This is a genomic window from Phytoactinopolyspora halotolerans, from assembly GCF_010550675.1.
In the GTDB taxonomy this organism is placed as follows: domain Bacteria; phylum Actinomycetota; class Actinomycetes; order Jiangellales; family Jiangellaceae; genus Phytoactinopolyspora; species Phytoactinopolyspora halotolerans.
The window spans coordinates 55,745-72,863 of record NZ_JAAGOA010000008.1 but is presented as its reverse complement, the minus strand read 5'-3'; the positions used below and the strand labels follow the sequence as shown (position 1 = coordinate 72,863).

The following is a 17,119-nucleotide window of genomic DNA, read 5'->3' as shown; positions in this document are numbered from 1 at the left end:
GCGTACGGTGAAGGCATGCAGACGGTGCAGGCTTCCGGCGATGCCTCCTCGCCGGCCACGGAGATTCGATCCGCGGTCGGCCGGTTCGTGGACTTCGCGGAGGTCGTCGGGGTCAAGAAGCCCGGCGGTAAGGGTTGCTGGTGCATGTCCTACCGGGACTCGCGGGTGTCGAGCGAGGAGCGTCCCGAGTTCATGCGTCAGCTGTGCGACGTGGAACCGGGTCCTGGTGTGATCGCGTACGTGGACGACATTCCGGCGGGTTGGTGTTCCATCGCGCCACGCAGCACCTATCGACGGCTGATGAACGCTCGCACCATCCCGTTCGTAGACGAGCGGGACGCGTGGGTCGCGGTCTGCTTCGTCGTCCGTGCGGGATACCGTCGCCGGGGCTTGATGCATGTGCTGCTCGACGGCGCCGTCGAACATGCCGCCGCTCACGGTGCCGAGGTGGTCGAGGGATACCCGGTCGAGGTGGGCGACGACGAGCGCGTCGACGTGATCAGCGGGTATGTCGGTACGACCAGACTGTTCGAGGCGCATGGTTTCCACCGGGCCGGCCCCACCTCGGGTCGTAGCGGTGGCCGCCCTCGATGGATCATGCGCCGCGAATTGACCTAGGTCCCGGGTCGACCGCACCACGCGGCGGGTGGAGCCCGCCGAACATCCAACCCCAGACGCAGTATACGTAGACCATTACAACTAACTGAGATACGTCTAGCGTAGACTCCTAGTAGTATTGGACTACAACTAACTGGAGTGTGTTATGACGTCGCTGTCGAAGCCCCAGGTTCTGTTCGATCGTGACGATGAGTGGGCGCAATTGGTCGACTTCATGTCCCCCCACGTCGACAGCTTGCGGCTGGGCGTGGTGTATGGACGTCGAAGGCAAGGCAAGTCCGAGATGCTGCAGCAGTTGTGTGATGCATCCGGCGGCTTCTACATGCTCGCGCTCGAGCGGAATTCGAAACCCCTCGCGTTGCAGCGTTTTGCTGATGAGTTGGCAGAATGGGCTGGCTTGCCCGCTGGAATGAGGTTCTCGTCGTGGGAGAACGCTCTGGAGACGGCCGTGCGAATGGCAGGTGAACGGGCCGGACAACGGGGCGAGGTGCAGCTGCTCGTCCTCGACGAGTTGCCCTTTCTGATCGCGCATTCGCCGGAGTTGCCGGGCGTCCTGCAGTGGCTACATGACACATACGGTCCGACCAAGGGTGGCGGCGCTCCTCCGGTGCGCCTGATCTTGTGTGGGTCGGCGTTGTCAGTGATGTCGGAGCTGCTCGCCGAGTCGAAAGCGCTATACGGTCGGGTTCAACTCAACATATGCCTGAATGCGTTCGACCACATCGACTCCGCTGCCTTTTGGGGAGTGGATGACCCAGATACGGCCGTGCGCTTACATGCGATCGTCGGCGGCATCCCGGGCTATCGGGCGCTCACGGATGGAGTGCCGGTACCCGACTCGCGTGAGGATCTGGGGCGATGGCTCGCGGCGACCGCATTCAATCCTGCGCATGCGATGTTTGATGAGGTTGATCTCCTCTTCAGTCAGGAGCCTGGCATCAAAGACCGTGCACTGTATTACGGGATCCTTGCGGCGATAGCAGCTGGGGAGTCGACGCCCGCCCGAATCGCCAGTCGACTAGAGCGTGACTCGCGGACGATGTCGTATCCGCTGACGACTCTGCGCAGAGCCGGCTTCATCTCCTACGACGAGGATATGCTCCGCGAAAGGAAGCCCATCGTGTCGATCGCTGACCCGGTCATGCGGTTTCACCACACCATCACGCTGCCGCGCCTGCAGATCTTCCAGCGTAGAAGCAGGGCCGAGCAGGGATGGCAGCAGGCGCAGGCGACCTTCGATTCCCAAATCCTCGGCCCGCACTTCGAGCATCTGGCCCGTGAGTGGACCATCAGCGAGCTTGCTGCTCGTGGCGATGTGCCCATCGGGTGGACCGGCACGACATCGGTGGCATGCAGAGAGCACAAGGTGAGTCATGAAATCGACGTGATCTCACTCATGCTCGGGGACATGCCCCGCACGTCCTCGGCAAGAGTCGCCTTGATCGGGGAAGCCAAATCGACCAACACGGTTCGTGACCGTCGCGACTTGGCTCGTTTGGAGCATATCCGCGGATTGCTGGGAGGGCGGGCCGAAGAAGCGACGCTCGCGATCTTCAGCCGCAGCGGGTTCAGCGACGAGCTGATTCGACTCCAACATCGCCGCGACGTCCTGCTGGTTACTCTTGACGACATGTACCGCCGTTAGCGCTCAGGTGCTCGTGCGGACGACCAGTTCGGCCGGTAGCGTCACCGACCTTCGGGGCGCACCGTCGACGATGTCGAGCAGTACACTCACCATCTCGCTGCTGATGCGGTCGAACGGCTGGTGCATCGTGGTCAGCGGAGGGTCCAGCGTGGCGGCCAGGCCGGAATCGTCGAAGCCCGCGACGGCGATGTCGTCAGGTACCCGGCGGCCGCTTTTGCGCAGCGTGGTGAGCGCCCCGGAGGCCATCAGGTCGGAGGCGGCGAATACCGCGTCGACCTCGGGCATGCGATCCAGAAGCTCTGCCATGGCGGCGGCGCCCGACGCCGCGCTGTAGTCGCCGTAGGCGACGAGGCGCTCGTCGAAGCTGTCACCCAATTCCTCTTGGTAGCCCGCCAGGCGATATCGCCCGCCTGGCGTGTCGAGTGGGCCCGCGATCATCGCGATGCGTTCTCGTCCGGACGAGCGCAGGTGACGGACCATCGTCCGGGCCCCGCCGGCCTCGTCGACCGAGACCGACGCCACCCGGTCGGAGTATCCGAGCGGGATCCCGCAGGCGACCGCAGGAATGTCCTCGTCCAGCAGTGAGGCGATCAGCGGCTCGTTCTCATGCGTGGAGATCAGCAGCACGCCATCGACATGACCTGCGGTGACGTACTGGATGACGTTCGCGCGCTCCGCCTCGTTGCCCGCGACGAGCAGGACGAGCGTCATCGACCGGGCGTCGAGCGCCGCTGCCGCACCGCGCAGCAGGATCGCGAACGTCGGGTCTGCGAACAACCTCTGCTGTGGCTCGGTGAGCAAGAAGGCGAGTGAGTTCGCGCGACCGGTGACCAGGCTGCGGGCGTGCCTGTTGACGCGGTAGCCGGTCGTGCGGATCGCTTGATCCACCGCGCGGCGTGCGTCGGGTGACACCCAATGCCCGCCGTTGATGACGCGGGAGACCGTCCCGCGGGAGACGCCTGCGGCAGCGGCGACGTCTCGGATGGTCGGGCGACGCCGCTCCGTCTCGGAAGTCACAGCACTGACTGTACTCGGACCGTCATCGTTGCAACCGCGTCGTGGCGACTGTGCACGATCACAGTCGAGTAACGGCAGACGTCGACGTATTGTGAACCAGGCCCGTCAGATGCCTAGACTTTGCGGAATTCAGGACTGGGACCGTGCACAGTCTGCCCCGACTCAACGGAGTGTCATGACGGACGGAAGCGTCTGGCCGACCGGTCGACGGATCGGCTACGGCGGGGACTACAACCCCGAGCAGTGGCCCCGCGCGACGTGGGACGAGGACATGGTCCTCATGCGCGAAGCCGGGGTGAACTTCGTCAGCGTCGGGATCTTCTCCTGGGCCCTGCTGGAGCCGCGCGAGGGCGCGTACGACTTCGCCTGGCTGGACGATCTCCTCGACCTGCTGCACGGCAATGGCGTCGCCGTCGACCTCGCCACCCCCACCGCCTCCCCGCCCGCCTGGTTCTTCGCCGCCCATCCCGAGGCCCGGATCGTCACCCGCGACGGAACGACCCTGGGCTTCGGCTCCCGTGGCATGGCGTCGCCCAGCTCCACCGCCTACCGGGCGGCCGCGGTGCGGGTCGCCTCCGCGCTCGCCGAGCGATACGCCGATCACCCCGCTGTGGTCATGTGGCACGTGCACAACGAGTACGGCGCGCCGGTCGGGGAGGACTACTCCGACGCCGCGGTGCAGGCGTTCCGGGCGTGGCTGAAAGACCGGTACGGGACGCTCGACGCGCTCAACGAGGCGTGGGGGACGACCTTCTGGGGCCAGGTGTACGCCGACTGGGAGCACGTCGGCGCCCCAGCCGCGACACCCACCGTGGCGAACCCAGCACAGCGGCTCGACTTCGCCCGGTTCACCGACCATCAGCTACGCGCGTGTTACATCGCCGAGCGCGACGCCATCCGTGTGCACGCCCGGCAGCCGGTGACGACGAACTTCATGGCCAACGAGTGCCCCACCACCGACCTGTGGGCCTGGGCGCGCGAGGTCGACATCGTCTCCAACGACCATTACCTGACCGCCGCGGACGAGCGCGGGCACGTCGGTCTGGCGCTCGCGGCCGATCTGACCCGCTCGGTGGCGGGCGGGCGGCCGTGGATCCTGATGGAGCACTCCACGTCGGCGGTGAACTGGCAGCCACGCAACGTGGCCAAGCGGTCGGGGGAGATGGCCCGCAACTCGCTGGCTCACCTGGCCCGCGGCGCCGACGTGATCGGATTCTTCCAGTGGCGCGCGTCGCGTCAGGGCGCCGAGAAGTTCCACTCGGCGATGCTCCCGCATGCGGGCACCGGGACACGGCTGTGGCGGGAGGTGCGTGACCTCGGCCGGGACGTCGCCCGGCTGGCGGAGGTGCAGGGATCCACAGTGGCGGCAGACGTCGCCGTGCTGTGGGACACCGAGTCCTTCTGGGCGCAGGACCTGGAGTGGCGCCCGTCGGTGGACGTGCGGCATCGCGAACGCATCCGGGCGTATTACGAGCGGCTGTGGCGAGACGGCGTGACCGTCGACTTCGCGCATCCGTCGGCGGACCTGTCCCGTTACCGGCTGGTGGTGGCGCCGGCGTCGTACCTGATGACGGAGGCGTCGGCGGACAATCTGCGCCGCTACGTCGCGAGCGGCGGCACCCTGCTGGTGTCCTTCTTCTCCGCCGTCGTCGACGAGCACGACGCCGTCCACCCAGGTGGCTACGGTGCGCCGCTGCGCGACGTGCTCGGTGTGCTGGTGCACGAGTTCCTGCCGTTGCGCGCGGCCACCTCGACCCGCGTGACCTGGCCCGACGGCCCGCTCGGGGACGCGGGCGAGGTGGCCGCCGACACGTGGCAGGAGGATCTCGCGCTCGAGGGGGCCGACGTGGTGGCGACCCACCGGGACGGCCCGGCCGCCGGCGGACCGGCGATCACACGGCATAGGTTCGGCGCGGGCACGGCCTGGTACGTGTCCACCCGCCTGGACATCGACGCGCTTGCGCCGGTGCTGGGCGCGGTCTACCGGGACGCCGGCGTGCAGCCGCCGGATCTGCCCGACGACGTCGAGGTCGTCGTGCGGCACGGGCGGGATGCGGACTACGTCGTGGCGATCAACCACACGGACGACGACGCCAAGGTGGGGATCGGCGACGGCGTCGAACTGCTCAGCGGCGAGCCGGTCGCCGAGCACCTGGACCTCGGCGCCGGCGGCGTCGCGGTCGTGCGCACCTCGGCATCCGGGCCGCTTGGAGGTGGTCGCCACGCATGACGACCGGCGACGGCCGTAGCAGCTCTGTCAATCAGCATCCACCAGGTCGCAGCGCCGCGATCGAAGGACCTGCGCGCTGCGGTACTCGATCGGAAAGGTTACGCCATGCGCAAGACATCCATCCGGCTCGCGCCCCTCGCGGCCGTCCTCCTCGTGGCCGCGTGCGGCGGTGGAGACGACACGGCTGACGAGACCCCGGCCGCGGAATCGACCGAAGACGTCGCCGAGTCCGACCCCGGGGACGAGACCGACGAGAGTGACGATGAGGGCGAGGCGGCGGCCGGCGGCACCCTGACCGTCTGGGTCGACGAGAACCGCGAGCCGGCCGTCGCCGCGGCGGCCGAGACGTTCACCGCGGAGACCGGCGTCACGGTCGATCTGGTCCAGAAGAACTTCGAAGACATCCGGGCGGACTTCCTCGCTCAGGTGCCGACGGGCGAAGGGCCGGACATCACGGTCGGCGCGCACGACTGGCTCGGTTCGCTCATCGTCAACGGTGTCGTGGACTCCGTCGATCTGGGCGCGTCCGCGTCGGAGTTCGAGGACGTCGCGATCGAGGCCATGACCTACGACGGTCAGCTGTACGGACTGCCGTACGCGCTGGAGAGCGTCGGCCTGGTACGCAACACCGAACTCGCCCCGGACCCGGTCGCGGAGACCTTCGACGAGATGATCGCCGACGGCGAGGAGATCGGCACGTCGTTGCCTTTCGTCATCAATACCAACGGCACCACCGGTGACGCCTACACCTACTACGCCTTCCAGACGTCCTTCGGGGCGCCGGTCTTCGTCCAGAACGACGACGGCTCGTACACGAACGAGGTCGGCATGGGCGGGGACGCCGGTTACGCGTTCGCCGAATGGCTCGGGGAGAACGGCATGGCCGGGGCCGGGCTGTTCAGCACGGACTGGACGATCGACATCGCGGACCAGGAGTTCGCCGACGGCAACGCGCCGTACACCGTCGCCGGCCCGTGGGCGATCGGCACCTACGTGGACGCCGGCATCGAGGTGGCCGTCGATCCGATCCCGTCGGCCGGCGGCGAGACCGCCGCCCCGTTCGTCGGCGTGCAGGGCTTCTTCGTGTCGGCGCAGAGCGACAACGCCCTGGTGGCGGCCGACTTCCTCACCAACTACGTCGCGACGCCCGAGGCCATGCGTGCGTTGCATGACGCCGACCCGCGCATCCCGGCGATGAGTGTGGTGGCCGAGGACGTGGCCGAGGATCCGGTGGTCGCCGGGTTCCTCGCTGCCGCTCAGAACGGCGCGCCGATGCCGTCCATCCCGGAGATGGCCGACGTCTGGGAGCACTGGAACGCGGCCCAGGCGGCGATCATCTCCGGCTCGGCGGAGCCGGAGGAGGCCTGGGAGAAGATGCTCGCCGACATCGACGCCACGCTCGGCGGGTGACCCGGATGCCCGAGGCCGGCACGCTCGGCTCGCCGCGGGACGTCCGCGGCGGGCCGCCCGTCCGCGGCGAATCCCATGCCCGCGCCTGGACCGGCACCGGCTGGGGGTTCGTCGTCAAGCTCGTGATCATGGCGGCCGTCAACGCGGTCGGACTGGCGATCGTCTGGGCCGCCTACGTCGAGGGCTCGTGGGGGATCCTCGCCGGCACGCTCGCGCTCACGGCGGCTGCCGACTGGGTGTACTTCAGCAAGCGTGCGCTGCCGTCCAAGTACCTCTTCCCCGGCCTCGCGTTCCTGCTGGTCTTCCAGCTCTTCACCATGGCGTACACGTTCAACGTGGCCATGACGAACTACGGGACCGGCCACAACGGCACCAAGCAGCAGGCGGTCGATGCTCTGCTCATCCAGCACGAGCGGGCCGTTGACGACGCACCCACCTACCCGTTGACGATCGTCCAGCGCGACGACGAACTCGGGTTCGCGGTCATCGCCGACGGCCGGCCGATGGTCGGCAGCGCGGACAGTCCGCTGGCGGCCGAGCCCGGCGCGACTGTCGACGGTGACCGGATCACCGCGGTCCCGGGCTGGGATGTGGTGGACCGGAACACCCTGCTGGCCGATCAGAGCCTGCAGCGAGAGGTCCTGGATCTGCGGGTGCCCGTGTCAGACGACGCCGACGATGGCTCCATCCGTACCCGGGAGGGCACCCGGGGCACCGTGTACCGATCCACCCTCGAGTGGAACCCGCAGAACGAGACGCTGACCGACGCGGAGACGGGCGTCGTCTACGCGGCACGCGACGACGGCCGGTTCGTCGCCGACGACGGCACCGCGCTGCCCGTCGGCTGGCAGGTCTACGTCGGCTTCGACAATTTCGTGCGCGGGTTCACCGATACCAACTACGCCGGGCCGTTCTGGCGCATCACGGCCTGGACCTTCGCGTTCGCCATCCTTACCGTCGCGACGAGCTTCCTCATGGGTTTGGTCATGGCGGTGATCTTCAACGATGCGCGCATCCGGGGACGGAAGCTGCTGCGGACATTGTTCATCCTCCCGTACGCCTTCCCCGCGTTCCTGTCCGCGCTGCTGTGGCGCGGCATGCTGAACGCGAATCCGGACTACGGGATCATCAACGACCTGTTTCTCTTCGGCGCGAGGATCGAGTGGCTGAACGACCCGTGGCTGGCCAAGCTCGCGATCATCGGTGTGAACCTGTGGCTGAGCTTTCCGTACTGGTTCCTGGTCTGTACCGGGGCCCTGCAATCGCTGCCGAGTGACGTGCTCGAGGCAGCGCGCATCGACGGAGCCGGCTGGTGGCGAACCTGGACGTCGATCACCCCACCGCTGTTGCTCATCTCGACGGCGCCGCTGATCATCGCGTCGTTCGCGTTCAACTTCAACAACTTCACGATCATTTACATGCTCACCGAAGGCGGGCCCCGCTTCACGGACACATCCGCGGTGCTCGGGCACACCGACATCCTCATCACGATGATCTACCAGATCTCGGGCGTCGCCGGCGGCCGTGCCGACTTCGGTCTGGCCAGCGCGTTGTCGATCATCGTGTTCCTGGTCGTCGGGGTGATCTCCGCGTTGGCGTTCCGGCGTACCCGCAGACTCGAGGAGATCCTGTGATGGCTACGAGAGTGCAGGATGCGCCGGTGCGGATCGATCATCGCCCCGCCGCCGCGCGACGGCGGCGGTGGTTGGCCGAGGTGGGCTGGAAGTATCCGGTGGCGGTGCTGATCGTGTTCTACGCGGCGTTCCCGCTGGCCTACGTGCTGTCCGCGGCGCTGGCCTCGTCCGGGACGCTGACCGGCTCGACGGAGCTGTTCCGGTCGGTCTCCGCGGCCAACGTCACCGCACTCGGCGATACCCGGTTCTGGACGTGGATGGCCAACAGCCTCCTCATCGCGGGATCGACGGCGGCCGGCTCGGTGCTGATGGGGGCGGCGGCCGCCTACGCGTTCTCCCGGTTCCGGTTCACCGGGCGGCGCGGTGGGCTGACCGCGCTGCTCATCATCCAGATGTTCCCGCAGATGCTGGCGTTCATCTCGATCTTCCTGCTGCTGCTGACGCTCGGGAACGTCGTACCCGTGCTCGGCCTGAACTCCAGGCTCGCTCTGATCTGCGTGTACCTCGGCGGGGCGCTCGGCACGAACACGTTCCTCATGTACGGCTTCTTCAACACGATCCCGCGGGAGATCGACGAAGCAGCCAAGATCGACGGCGCCACCCACGCCCAGACCTACTGGACGATCATCCTGCGCCTGGTCACTCCGATTCTGGCCGTCGTCGGTCTGCTGTCGTTCGTCGGGGCCTTCGGGGACTTCATCCTGGCCCGGATCATCCTCACCTCCGAGAGCAACTTCACCCTCGCCGTGGGGATGTACGCGTGGGTCTCCGACGCGCTCAATGCGAACTGGGGATTGTTCGCGGCCGGCGCGGTGATCGCGAGCCTGCCGATCCTCGCGCTCTTCCTGTTCCTGCAGAAGTACATCGTCGGCGGCCTGACCGCAGGCTCCGTCAAGGGTTAGGGCGTGTCCCGAATAACCACAACGAGCACCGGATCGAGCGCCGGTCGAGGTCGATCGACGCGGAGCGGAGGAGACATGACAGTGTACCGGCGACGTCGCGCCCGTGGCCTGACGGCGATGGTCGCGGCCGGCACGCTGCTGCTGGCGACATCCGCGGCAGCCGCCACACAGGAGGATGGGCCGGTGGAGGCCGGCATCTTCGTAGAGAAGGTGGAGGGTCTGCCCGATGACTTCGTGCACGGCGTCGACGTCTCGATGGTGCTCTCGCTGGAGGAGAGCGGCGTGAGGTTCTACGACGCGCACGGCGAGCAGGCGGACCTGTTCGCCGTGCTGGCCGACGCAGGCGTCACCGACGTGCGGATCCGGGTCTGGAACGACCCGTGGGACGCCGACGGCAACGGGTACGGCGGCGGCAACGTCGACGTACCCCGGGCGGTCGAGATCGGCCGGCGGGCCACCGCACACGGAATGCGCGTCCTGGTGGACTTCCACTACTCCGACTTCTGGGCGGATCCCAGCAAGCAGCAGGCGCCCAAGGCATGGGCGGGCATGACGATCGATGAGAAGGTCGACGCGGTGGGCACCTTCACCACCGACGCGCTCGAGGCGTTCCGCGACGGCGGCGTGGACGTCCGGATGGTCCAGGTAGGCAACGAGACGAACAACGCCGTCGCCGGTGTGAGCGCCTGGCCGGACCGCGCGCGGATGTTCTCCGCCGGCAGCGCCGCGGTGCGGGAGGTCTTTCCCGACGCACTCGTCGCGCTGCACTTCACCAACCCGGAGACGGCCAGCCGATACGCCGGATACGCGGCGGAGCTGGACCGGCACGGCGTCGATTACGACGTCTTCGCCAGCTCCTATTACGCGTTCTGGCACGGCAGTCTGGACAACCTCACCAGCGTGCTCGCCGACGTCGCCGAGACGTACGACAAGCAGGTCATCGTCGCCGAGACCTCATGGGTGCACACGCTCGCCGACGGTGACGGCACCGGGAACATCATCGGCACCGACCCCGGGCTCAGCCGGTATCCGGTGAGCGTGCAAGGACAGGCCAACGCGCTGCGCGACGTCATCGCAGCGGTGAACGACGTCGGCGAGGCCGGCATCGGGGTGTACTACTGGGAGCCGGCCTGGCTGCCGGTGGGACCGCCCGAACAGCTCGAGCAGAATCGGCTGCTGTGGGAGGCGCACGGCTCCGGCTGGGCGACGAGCTACGCCGCCGAGTACGACCCGGACGACGCGGGCGAGCACTACGGCGGGTCGGCGTGGGAGAACCAGGCGCTGTTCGACTTCGAGGGGTATCCGCTCGAATCCCTCCGGGTCTTCCAGTACGTCTATACCGGCGCCGTCGCGCCGCTGCAGGTCGAGTACGTCGAGTCGCCCGAGGTGGTCGTCGTCCACGGCGACGATGTGGTGCTGCCGCCGACCGTGCGCGTGACGTACAACGACGGTTCCGTCGAAGACCACGCGGTCGTCTGGAACGACGACGACCTCGCGGCGATCGACGAACCGGGGACGTACGAGGTCCGCGGGTTGACCGAGTCCGAGATCGAGGTGACCGCCGCCGTCGTGGTCCGGCCGGTCAACCACGTGATCGACGGAAGCTTCGAAGACGCCGACCCGAGCGCGTGGACGATCACGGGTGACGGCGCGTCCATCCAGGAGACCGGCGACGCGGCGGACGGCGCGCGGGCGGTGGGCTTCTGGGCGCCGGAGCCGTACGAGTTCACGGTGGGTCAGCGGGTCGAGGGGCTGACGCCGGGCATGTACCGGCTCTCGGCGACGACGCAGGGCGGCGACAGCCCGGCCACCGACGTGCGACGGCTCACCGCCACCACGTCGGCCGGATCGTACGGCGCCGACCTGCGACTCGACGGCTGGCGGGAGTGGCGGACGGCAACGGTCGACGACATCGTGGTGGGCGCCGACGGAGAAGCAACCGTGGAGGCGTCATTCACGCTGTCCGGCGGGGCGTGGGGCACGTTCGACGACGTGGTGCTCCAACGGGTCGGCGACGCCGAGCCTGAGTGGCCCGCCTGGGATCCGACGCAGGTGTACTGGTCCGGTGACCGGGTGACGCACGAAGGCGCGGTCTTTGAAGCGCGGCGGCGCAATCGGGGCAAGGAGCCCGAGGTGAGCCGGCGGAGCCCGTGGAGCCTTATCGACCCGGCATGACGGGACACCACCTCCTGACATCGTCTCTGCTATGGCCTCGACGGTGTCAGGAGATCTCGGACCGAAAGTGGTCGGGCAAGGGTCCGTCGTATTGTCGGTCCAGTAGCATCGCGTTGTTGGACCGGATGTGCTCACAATGTCGGGTGAAACCGGCTCACATTGTCGGGTGAAACAGGTGCGGACGGTCCGTGAGGATGCATGTGAAGCCGGACAAGTCGACACCAGCAGAGACTGGGGAGCTGTCGTGGGGCGTGCGAGCAACCGCAAGAGGGCCAAGAAGGCCCGTCGTCAGGAGCATGGAGGCGAGTCGCGGGCCCCTCAGAAATCCGCGCAGAAGGTGGTCGATGCGATGCAGGAACTGGATCGGCTTTTCCAGAGCCGCGAAGCCTCGCTTGAGTCGGCGCGGCGAGTGTGGGAAGGATCCGGCGAGTTCGAGAGCGTCGAGGCGTTCATCTGGCCTGAGGGGTCGCTGGGTGACCGGTTCTTCTCGGACTTCATGATGAAGGAGGTTGAGCGGACGCCGCTACTGCACTCGGCCCGGCTGCCCGGGGCGGGCGTGATCGCTGCAGAGCCCGCTCAGTGGAGCGTGGCCACGTGGGCGTTGGTCCGCGGGGTGGTGTTCGACGGGCTCTCGCTCGAAGACCGGCGAGTGCAGGCGCTCTTGGACGCGCTGGCTCCCGTCGTTACGGCGGAGCTCACTCTCGATGGTGTGCGGCTGCCGGGGCTCGTCCGGTCGAACGCGGATGTGCCGGAACCATCTGATGATGACGGTCCACTGTTCGTGCTAGGGGTGATGGCGCTGGTCGACGCGACCTGGGCGGTGGTCGGGGATGATTCGCTGCAGGACGTGGTCGACGTCTTGTCTCCAGTCCTGGACGACGTTCATCCTGACGTGTCCGGCCGGACGATCGCCGAGGCGCTCGTGGGTGCGTTCGCCCATCATTATCGATGTGAGATGCCTGGCGACGATGAGCTTCTACAGCGCGTGGACGTCGAGACTGGCAATGCGCTCCAGCATCTGGTGACGACGAACACTGTGGCCGTCAACGACGTGCTCCGTGTCGGCTTGGCGGCGCTCGCCGCGATCGCCGAGCTGTGCAGGAGTGAGTCGGCGTCCGTCCTCCCACAGCATTCTTGACGATGTGCAATGAACGATCCCGCGCCGAGTCGGTCGAGCCGACCGGCCTCGGCGAGCGCGACCGCACGTCGCCGGCGACGGACGCATGACCGCCGGCGCGGGGTCTGAGTACTCCGTCTCCGGTCGGCCACCACGTCGACGGAGACGATGGATCATCGGCGTGGTCGTGGTGCTTGCGAGTTCGATCTGCGTCCCGTCGGCATGGTCGTACGCCAAGAGCTGGGGCCGCATCGTCAACGTGGGGAGCGCACCGTCCGCGCCGGTGGCGATGGTGCTGGGAGCCGGTGTCCGCCCGGACGGGCAGCCGTCCCAGCTCCTTGCCGGACGGCTCGACGTGGCGGCTGAGCTCTACGCGACCGGCCGGGTGGACACGCTGCTGGTCAGCGGTGCGACCGGGATGGGCGGCTACGACGAGCCAGGGGCCATGCGGGACTACCTGATCGATGCCGGCGTGCCGGCGTCGGCGATCCGTCTCGACGATCTGGGAAACTCCACCTGGGAGTCGTGTGAGCGGGCGCATGACGAGTTCCGCTACAACGATCTGCTCGTCGTGAGCCAGCGGTTCCACCTGCCGCGCGCCGTCGCGCTGTGCCGTGCCGCCGGAATCGACGCGCATGGCGTCGCTCATGAGTCGGGTCGCACGAACCCGCGTGGCACTCGCACCGGCTACGCGCGCGAGGTGCTGGCGAGCGTCCCGGCGCTGTGGACCGCCATCACGTCGAAGGTCTGAGCAGACGCGGCCGCCGGGTAGCGGCCCCGCCGCGTTGCCCAGGTGGCCTGAACAAGCGATCCCGCGACGCGACCCGCGCCGTCGTCTCGGTCGTCAGATGTCGACAAGCTCGACCGTCATGCTCGCGACATCTCCGGCTTCGAGATCTTCGGCCCGGCGGACGGCACGCTTGATCGGAAGCACGTAACAGTTGCGGGTGCTGTCGGGGAAGATGGACGTCGTCCATGTGCTGCTGCCCACGGTGACGCGCACACGCACGGAGCCGAACCCGTGGCGCTGTCCTCCGGCCATCTCGCGGATCTCTTCGGACTCCTCGACGGGCAGACTCACAAACGTCCAGCTGTCGTCGCGACGGGCCTCCCACAGCCACAGTTCGGCATCGAATTCGATGACCACCACCTGAGCATCGCACAGGTCACCGACAAGTTCCGTGTTCGGATGTGGCTGTCACGTCATGGGAGACTGAGTGAGGGGTGCCATGCCCTGAAGTATGGCAGTTCAGTGGTGATCTGGTCGCAGATCTGGTGGTGATCTGGTCGCGCGTTTCGACGCGACAGCGAACTCTCCGCGGTTTCCGTTCGTCGCCGCCGCGCCCGTCGACGCCCAATGGTGAATGGTGTGGCTCTACCGATCAGGTATGGTCCCGCGGTAGAGCCTGCTGATGACCTCGGGGAGCAACCGGGCAGCGATCGGCTCCGGGAGCACCTGCAGCGCCGCGAGCACGGGTGCCATCCGTTCCGGGAGGGCGTTGCCGTCTCCGATTCCGGCCATGGTCAGTGCTGCAGTCGCCTCATCCGGTCCAAGTGTCCGGGGATCCAGCGTGGCGGCCGCCTGTTTGAGCATCGGGTTCACCTCGGCCGGGCCCACGGCTCGTGCGCGGTCGGCGGCAGCCGAGAGCTGGTCGAGCAGCTCGGTTGCGCTCTCCGGGTTCGCCATGGCCGCGGTGACGGTGAGGTGGAGATTGGCGGGCGACGTCAGGTACGCCAGCTGCGGTTGCAGGTACCAGCCGGCCGCACGCATCTCGTCGGCCAGCACGAACACGTCGAGCTCCGGGTCGTCTGAGGTGACGGCCAGCAGTGACGCCTGCGGGCTCCCGAGCACCCGTAGCCCAGGGATCTTGTCGACGCCGTCGATGAACAGCCGCGTAGTGTGGTGAACCTTGCGGGAAAGCTCGATGTAGCCGTCGGTGCCGACTCGTTCGACGACGGCCCAGGCTCCGGCAAGCGGGGCAGCGGACTTGGTTCCCTGCAGCGTCGTCGTGATCACCGGGTATCCCGGCCACGCCGTGTGCACGAAGTATCCGTCTCGACGCAACTCGTCGTCGCGGAACAGGACGATCGACGCACCCTTCGGCGTGTAGCCGTACTTGTGCAGGTCGACCGAGATCGAGGTGACGCCGGGCGCGCTCAGATCGAACGTGGGGATCTCGGGCGCATCCGCCGCGAGCCGGAGATGCCCCAGGAACCAGCCGCCGATACACGCGTCGACGTGGCACAGAACGCCCCGTGCGCGAGCGATCTCGGACACCTCGACAACAGGGTCGATGACGCCGTGCGCATACGACGGCGCGGAGACGACGACCAGAGCGGTGTCCGCCGTCATGGCGGCCTGCACGTCGGCGGCCCGCACCGTGTACCGGTCGCCGTCCACCGGGACCACCCGGGATTGAATACCGAACAGCTCGGCCGCCTTGTGAAAGGCGGGGTGCACCGTGGACGGCAGCACCATCTCCGGCCGGTCGATGCCGCGGGTCCGGCGCGCATGGGTGCGGGCCGCATGCACGGCCAGCAGGCAGCTCTCCGTTCCGCCGCTGGTGAACGTCCCGACTGTCTGCTCGTCGCCGCCGAGCAGGCCGGCCGCCCGGCGCACCAGATCGTTCTCCAGGGCGACGACGCTGGGGAAGACGGTCATGTCCAAGCCGTTGACGCCGCTGTACGCGGCCTGTGCCGCCGCGGCGAGCTCGTCGAGTTCCGGCCGCCCCGAGTCGTAGACGTAGGCCATGGTGCGGCCGCCGTGCACGGGCAGATCGGCGGCACGCAGTGCGGAGAGGCGGCCGAGGATGCTCTCGTCGGTGGTCATGTGAGGTCTCCAGCTGGTGCGGACATCGGCGGTTCGCCGTGCGCGTCGCGCAGGGCGATGAGACGTTCTTCGGTGAGGTCATAACGCGCCAACAGCAGCAGGCTCAGCCCGACGAGCAGGACGGGCACGGCGCCGAAGCCGATCACGATCCCGGTGAGCGCGGAGTCGGGCTGGGCCACCCTGTGGTCGGCGTCGGACGAGACGAAGCCGCTGAGCGCGAGTATCAACCCGTACAGGCCCGGCCCCACCGCGAGCCCGAGCGTTTCGCCGGCCGTCCAGAGCCCGGTGAAGACGCCCGCCCGTCGCCGCCGGGTGGTGAACGCGTCCGCGGCGATCGTGTCGCCCAGCATGGAGAGCGGCAGCATCTGGATGCCCGCGTATCCGACCCCCGCCAGCGCGACGCCGGCATAGACCGCGGCGGCGGGGACGTCCCGGCCGAACGCCGCGATGAGCGCGCCGGAAAGGAAGCACAACGACGCGGCGAACGTCGCCTTGCGTTTGCCGGCGCGTCGGCTGGCCGCCAGCCACATCGGCATGGCCAGCAGCAACGGGAGGATGAGGAACGCGAAAAGCACGGAGACGGCGGACGGGTTGTCCAGGATGTACGTGGCGTAATACTGCGCGCCGGCCAACATCAGGCCTGCGGCAAGGGCCTGGACGACGAACATCGCCAGCAGCCAGGCGAAGGGCCGGTTCCCGCGCGCGGCGCGCAGTTGCGCCGGCAGCGACGGTTCGCTCGTGGTGCGGAGCACGCTCGGGGCGCCGGCCGTGGCGGCGACCGCGATCAGCGCTCCGGCCAGCAACAACGCGCCCATCACGATGCCCATGAGGCGGTATCCGGCAGGTGTGCCGTCGGAGTCGCCGGTTGCACCGGCCAGCATCGGAGCCAGGGCGCCGGAGAGCAATATCGCGACGGCGAGGATGGCTACCCGGCACGAGTTGACCTTCGCGCGTTCGTCCGGATCCGCGGTCATCTCCGCTGGGAGGGCCACGTAGGGAACCTGGAAGCAGGAGTATCCGGTAGCGGTGAACAGGAAGAGTATCGCGACGTAGGCCGCCGCGCCGCCCGGTGGGATCGGCGGCGCGGCGAAGATGGCGGCGAACCCGATCGGGGTGAGCACCGCGCCCAGCAACATCCACGGCCGGCGTGGGCCCCAACGATGCCGGGTCCGATCGGACAGGCTGCCGATCCACGGGTTGAGCACGACGTCCCACACCTTGGGCAGGGCGACCATCAGGCCGGCGACGGCCGCGGCGACACCGAGCACGTCCGTCAGGTAGTACAGCAGCACCAGCCCGGGAACGGTGCCGAAGATCCCGGTGGCCACGGAGCCCATCCCGTATCCCACGAGCACCCGTCGGCCGAGTGCCGGAGGACTCACCGGCGAGGATCCGGACATACCCCATGATCTTAGGGCCTCCCCGGCACGCTTCGATCGTCTCGTTCTGTGCCGATCCGCCGCTATCCGGCCGGGGCGACGCCCCGTCCAGCGCGGCCGATGGATCCGGAGGCCGAACGTCCGGAATCGGCTTTACGCTGA

General features: G+C 68.0%; 13 protein-coding genes. 9 read left to right on the top strand and 4 right to left on the bottom strand.

Features of this window, described 5'->3' with window-relative positions; all coding sequences use genetic code 11:
- The first annotated feature begins 15 nt into the window (after window positions 1-15).
- Both G1H10_RS13145 and G1H10_RS13140 read left to right on the top strand, forming a co-directional pair.
- Entirely contained in the window at window positions 16-618 is a 603-nt protein-coding gene (locus G1H10_RS13145) for a GNAT family N-acetyltransferase (RefSeq protein ID WP_163738167.1), read from the top strand.
- A gap of 145 nt (window positions 619-763) precedes the next feature.
- Window positions 764-2,263, top strand: coding sequence for an AAA family ATPase (locus G1H10_RS13140; RefSeq protein ID WP_163738165.1), 1,500 nt, complete (start codon window positions 764-766; stop codon window positions 2,261-2,263).
- A gap of 3 nt (window positions 2,264-2,266) precedes the next feature.
- Here the strand turns inward: G1H10_RS13140 and G1H10_RS13135 are convergent, their stop codons facing one another.
- The gene (locus tag G1H10_RS13135; protein WP_163738162.1) at window positions 2,267-3,280 is read right to left on the bottom strand and encodes a LacI family DNA-binding transcriptional regulator; all 1,014 of its coding nucleotides are present in this window, start codon (window positions 3,278-3,280) and stop codon (window positions 2,267-2,269) included.
- Between the two features lie 175 nt (window positions 3,281-3,455).
- On the opposite strand from G1H10_RS13135, the gene G1H10_RS13130 reads away from it, so the two are divergent.
- From G1H10_RS13130 to G1H10_RS13100, 7 genes are all read left to right on the top strand, one after another.
- Window positions 3,456-5,510: a beta-galactosidase gene (locus G1H10_RS13130; protein ID WP_163738159.1), complete on the top strand. Its 2,055-nt coding sequence runs from the start codon at window positions 3,456-3,458 to the stop codon at window positions 5,508-5,510.
- Window positions 5,511-5,615: 105 nt separating this feature from the next.
- Complete coding sequence (locus tag G1H10_RS13125) at window positions 5,616-6,920, top strand: sugar ABC transporter substrate-binding protein (RefSeq protein ID WP_163738156.1); 1,305 nt, start codon at window positions 5,616-5,618, stop codon at window positions 6,918-6,920.
- A 5-nt stretch (window positions 6,921-6,925) separates the two neighbouring features.
- Window positions 6,926-8,554, top strand: a complete 1,629-nt coding sequence (locus G1H10_RS13120; RefSeq protein WP_163738565.1) for an ABC transporter permease subunit — start codon at window positions 6,926-6,928, stop codon at window positions 8,552-8,554.
- Window positions 8,554-9,456, top strand: a complete 903-nt coding sequence (locus G1H10_RS13115) for a sugar ABC transporter permease (protein WP_163738155.1) — start codon at window positions 8,554-8,556, stop codon at window positions 9,454-9,456. The genes G1H10_RS13120 and G1H10_RS13115 overlap by 1 nt, the downstream gene beginning before the upstream one ends.
- 75 nt (window positions 9,457-9,531) lie before the next feature.
- The gene (locus tag G1H10_RS13110) at window positions 9,532-11,631 is read left to right on the top strand and encodes a glycosyl hydrolase 53 family protein (protein WP_163738153.1); all 2,100 of its coding nucleotides are present in this window, start codon (window positions 9,532-9,534) and stop codon (window positions 11,629-11,631) included.
- Between the two features lie 349 nt (window positions 11,632-11,980).
- Complete coding sequence (locus tag G1H10_RS13105) at window positions 11,981-12,769, top strand: hypothetical protein (RefSeq protein ID WP_163738149.1); 789 nt, start codon at window positions 11,981-11,983, stop codon at window positions 12,767-12,769.
- Between the two features lie 160 nt (window positions 12,770-12,929).
- On the top strand, window positions 12,930-13,499 hold the full coding sequence (locus G1H10_RS13100; RefSeq protein ID WP_163738147.1) for a SanA/YdcF family protein: 570 nt from the start codon (window positions 12,930-12,932) through the stop codon (window positions 13,497-13,499).
- Between the two features lie 93 nt (window positions 13,500-13,592).
- On the opposite strand, the gene G1H10_RS13095 is transcribed toward G1H10_RS13100, so the two are convergent.
- From G1H10_RS13095 to G1H10_RS13085, 3 genes are all read right to left on the bottom strand, one after another.
- A complete protein-coding gene (locus tag G1H10_RS13095) occupies window positions 13,593-13,895 on the bottom strand; it encodes a DUF1905 domain-containing protein (RefSeq protein ID WP_163738562.1) in 303 nt (100 codons plus the stop codon).
- 228 nt (window positions 13,896-14,123) lie between these two features.
- Complete coding sequence (locus tag G1H10_RS13090; protein WP_163738143.1) at window positions 14,124-15,578, bottom strand: pyridoxal phosphate-dependent decarboxylase family protein; 1,455 nt, start codon at window positions 15,576-15,578, stop codon at window positions 14,124-14,126.
- A complete protein-coding gene (locus G1H10_RS13085) occupies window positions 15,575-16,978 on the bottom strand; it encodes an MFS transporter (protein ID WP_163738140.1) in 1,404 nt (467 codons plus the stop codon). The genes G1H10_RS13090 and G1H10_RS13085 overlap by 4 nt, the downstream gene beginning before the upstream one ends.
- Window positions 16,979-17,119 lie beyond the last annotated feature (141 nt).

Excerpts from the sequence above, each read along its gene's own strand:
- G1H10_RS13145 (WP_163738167.1), top strand. The coding sequence starts at position 16 with ATGCAGACGGTGCAGGCTTCCGGCGATGCCTCCTCGCCGGCCACGGAG.
- G1H10_RS13140 (WP_163738165.1), top strand. The coding sequence starts at position 764 with ATGACGTCGCTGTCGAAGCCCCAGGTTCTGTTCGATCGTGACGATGAG.
- G1H10_RS13130 (WP_163738159.1), top strand. The coding sequence starts at position 3,456 with ATGACGGACGGAAGCGTCTGGCCGACCGGTCGACGGATCGGCTACGGC.
- G1H10_RS13125 (WP_163738156.1), top strand. The coding sequence starts at position 5,616 with ATGCGCAAGACATCCATCCGGCTCGCGCCCCTCGCGGCCGTCCTCCTC.
- G1H10_RS13120 (WP_163738565.1), top strand. The coding sequence starts at position 6,926 with ATGCCCGAGGCCGGCACGCTCGGCTCGCCGCGGGACGTCCGCGGCGGG.
- G1H10_RS13115 (WP_163738155.1), top strand. The coding sequence starts at position 8,554 with ATGGCTACGAGAGTGCAGGATGCGCCGGTGCGGATCGATCATCGCCCC.
- G1H10_RS13110 (WP_163738153.1), top strand. The coding sequence starts at position 9,532 with ATGACAGTGTACCGGCGACGTCGCGCCCGTGGCCTGACGGCGATGGTC.
- G1H10_RS13105 (WP_163738149.1), top strand. The coding sequence starts at position 11,981 with ATGCAGGAACTGGATCGGCTTTTCCAGAGCCGCGAAGCCTCGCTTGAG.
- G1H10_RS13090 (WP_163738143.1), bottom strand. The coding sequence starts at position 15,578 with ATGACCACCGACGAGAGCATCCTCGGCCGCCTCTCCGCACTGCGTGCC.
- G1H10_RS13085 (WP_163738140.1), bottom strand. The coding sequence starts at position 16,978 with ATGTCCGGATCCTCGCCGGTGAGTCCTCCGGCACTCGGCCGACGGGTG.